The following is a 2886-nucleotide window of genomic DNA, read 5'->3' as shown; positions in this document are numbered from 1 at the left end:
TCAACCCCATTCAAACGTCTCACACTAACTTCCACCATAGCGGAACTTAATCTGAAACGCTTTCAGATGAGGGGATTTTGTGCGCTCTTTTTTTTGATTCATTTTGGTTACAAAAGCGATGAAATCATGGAACCTGAGACAAAATAGTTCTCAGCCACAAAAAAGCTAGAGATTTCCAATTGCGGAACTCTAGCTTTTTAATTTTGAGTCGTTCTCTTATTGTATTTGAGGAGGTTATTGGCCATAAGTATCAATCCCATGTCAATTCTCACTTGACGCTTCCCTCTCAGATTACATCTCTTGTAACCCAAACAAGCCTTTATCTGCCCAAAGACAGGTTCCACATCAATCTTACGTTGAGCGAAAATCTGTCTTCCTTCGGGAGATAAAAGCGCCTGACATTCTTTAGCTTTCAAGTTTTGATAGCGTCCGTTCATATACAGTCCCTTTTGAGGGGCTGATTCAGGTTCATCAGCGTAGTAAACCTTGATTTCCTGTTGAAAGTCCGTCTGTGTTTTCTGATGTTTGATATGGTGAAAACGATAATACCAGCTATCAGGATGTGTGTAGCTATCCTCCTTGTCATCATAGTGCCAATTCGCTAAGTTTCTAGCTGACTGTTTATACCCTCTCTTCTGTTCCTTGTCAAACATGGCATATTTAATCAGATGGTTCACCCCCTTTTCATCTAAACGAAGGAGGTTCTCTTCACTTCCATATCCAGCATCTGCAACAACTGTCTTCAAGTCATGCGGATAGGTTTCAAGGAATGGCAGAAGAGTCTTGGTGTCTGTCGCTTTCTTCCACACAAAACTATACTTGTTGGCATTGACTTCAATCTTAGTACCATCAATAAACAGACAATCTAAGGTCACTAACTCTTCCATTTTTAAACGAAGATTGAGGTCCATGAAAAGATTACGTATGAGTTCTTCCATCCCTTCAGCGACTCGAAAACGATTGATGGTGCGATAGCTGACAACCAACGGTCCTGTTAGGTATTGCATAGCGAGGTTTTCAATCATCATTTTTTCGATTTTTCGTCCAGAGAAAATCCCTTGTGAATAGGCAAATAGAAGAGTAGCTATAAGCATTTTAGGGTGATAAGACGGGCGACCAAAGGCATGATAGAAGGCATGGAAGTGACAATCCTCCAAAGTATTCACCACTTTTTCAATAGTAAAGACGAGATGGTCTTGTGGTAAGAAAGAACTGATTTCTAGTGGTAAAGTTGTTTGATTTTTGTTATAGTGAATATGCATGGGATAACCTTTCTAAATGGTTTATTGTGCAATTCTATTTTATTAAGACTATCGCAACCATGCAAAAAAGCAACGGCAAATCCGCTGCTTTTTTGGAGATAAGAGACTATTGTCCCAGACTCTAAACAGAAACACTACATTAAAGACTGCAAATTGCTCTTAAAAATGGTATAATGATAAAGTTATATAGTCCCGATAAGATGGTAGGTATTTATCATTAATAGTTTTCCTATCAGTACTTTGTAACTCTATAACACTATTTTTAAGGGGGGACATTTTTATGTCAGAACGTAAATTATTCACGTCTGAATCTGTATCTGAGGGGCATCCAGATAAGATTGCAGACCAAATTTCAGATGCGATTTTGGATGCTATTTTAGCTAAGGATCCAGAGGCGCACGTTGCTGCTGAGACAGCTGTATACACTGGATCTGTCCACGTTTTTGGTGAAATTTCTACAAATGCCTATGTAGATATTAACCGTGTGGTTCGTGATACCATTGCAGAGATTGGCTATACCAATACAGAATATGGTTTTTCTGCTGAGACAGTGGGAGTCCATCCGTCTTTGGTGGAACAATCTCCTGACATTGCCCAAGGTGTTAACGAAGCCTTGGAGGTTCGTGGAAATGCAGACCAAGATCCATTGGACTTAATTGGAGCTGGAGACCAAGGGCTCATGTTTGGATTTGCAGTGGATGAAACAGAAGAGCTCATGCCATTGCCAATTTCACTCAGCCACAAGTTGGTTCGTCGTCTGTCAGAACTTCGTAAGACTGGTGAAATAAGCTATCTTCGCCCAGATGCCAAATCACAAGTTACAGTTGAGTATGATGAAAATGACCGTCCAGTACGTGTGGACACAGTCGTGATTTCAACTCAGCACGATCCAGAGATCAGCAACGAACAAATTCACAATGATGTCATTAACAAGATTATCAAAGAGGTTATTCCATCTCCTTACTTAGATGAGCAAACAAAATTCTTCATCAATCCTACTGGTCGTTTTGTAATCGGTGGACCTCAAGGGGACTCAGGTCTGACTGGTCGTAAGATTATCGTAGATACTTATGGTGGCTACTCTCGTCACGGTGGTGGTGCTTTCTCTGGTAAAGATGCAACTAAGGTGGACCGCTCAGCCTCTTATGCAGCTCGCTACATTGCCAAGAACATCGTTGCAGCAGGTCTTGCTAAGAAAGCAGAAGTGCAATTGGCCTATGCCATCGGTGTTGCGCAGCCTGTCTCTGTTCGTATCGATACCTTTGGTACAGGAAGAGTAGCTGAAAGCAAGCTTGAAAAAGCAGCCCGTCAAATCTTTGACCTTCGCCCTGCAGGAATTATCCAAATGCTGGACCTCAAGCGCCCAATTTACCGTCAAACAGCGGCTTATGGACACATGGGACGTACAGATATTGATCTTCCATGGGAACGTTTAGATAAGGTAGATGCTTTGAAAGAAGCAGTAAAATAGATAAGAAGAGTCTGGGACAATAGTCTCTTATTTCCAAAAAAAGCAACGGATTTGCCGTTGCTTTTTTTGCATGGTTACGATAGTCTTGGTAAAATAGAATTGCTTAATAAATCATTTAGAAAGGCCATCCCATGCATATTCACTATAACACAA

At 40.9% G+C, this 2886-nt stretch carries 2 protein-coding genes and 1 pseudogene; 2 read left to right on the top strand and 1 reads right to left on the bottom strand.

The features are described 5' to 3' along the window. Nucleotides 1–197: 197 nt before the first annotated feature. Nucleotides 198–1262 carry a transposase gene (locus GEZ85_RS10005; protein WP_153214852.1) on the bottom strand — a complete coding sequence of 355 codons (1065 nt, stop codon included), beginning with the start codon at nt 1260–1262 and terminating at the stop codon, nt 198–200. Between GEZ85_RS10005 and GEZ85_RS10595 the strand changes: the two are divergent. Both GEZ85_RS10595 and metK read left to right on the top strand, forming a co-directional pair. Further along, nucleotides 1223–1425: pseudogene (locus GEZ85_RS10595) on the top strand (hypothetical protein). The gene GEZ85_RS10005 and the pseudogene GEZ85_RS10595 sit on opposite strands and share 40 nt — an antisense overlap. Before the next feature lie 117 nt (nt 1426–1542). Then, a complete protein-coding gene (gene metK / locus GEZ85_RS09995) occupies nt 1543–2733 on the top strand; it encodes a methionine adenosyltransferase (protein WP_153210206.1) in 1191 nt (396 codons plus the stop codon). The last annotated feature ends 153 nt before the right edge of the window (nt 2734–2886 follow it).

Origin of the sequence: Streptococcus mitis, assembly GCF_009496205.1 — a bacterium.
GTDB classification, from domain to species: domain Bacteria; phylum Bacillota; class Bacilli; order Lactobacillales; family Streptococcaceae; genus Streptococcus; species Streptococcus mitis_BN.
The sequence above is the reverse complement of the archived record's forward strand: the minus strand, read 5'-3'. Positions and strand labels throughout refer to the sequence as shown.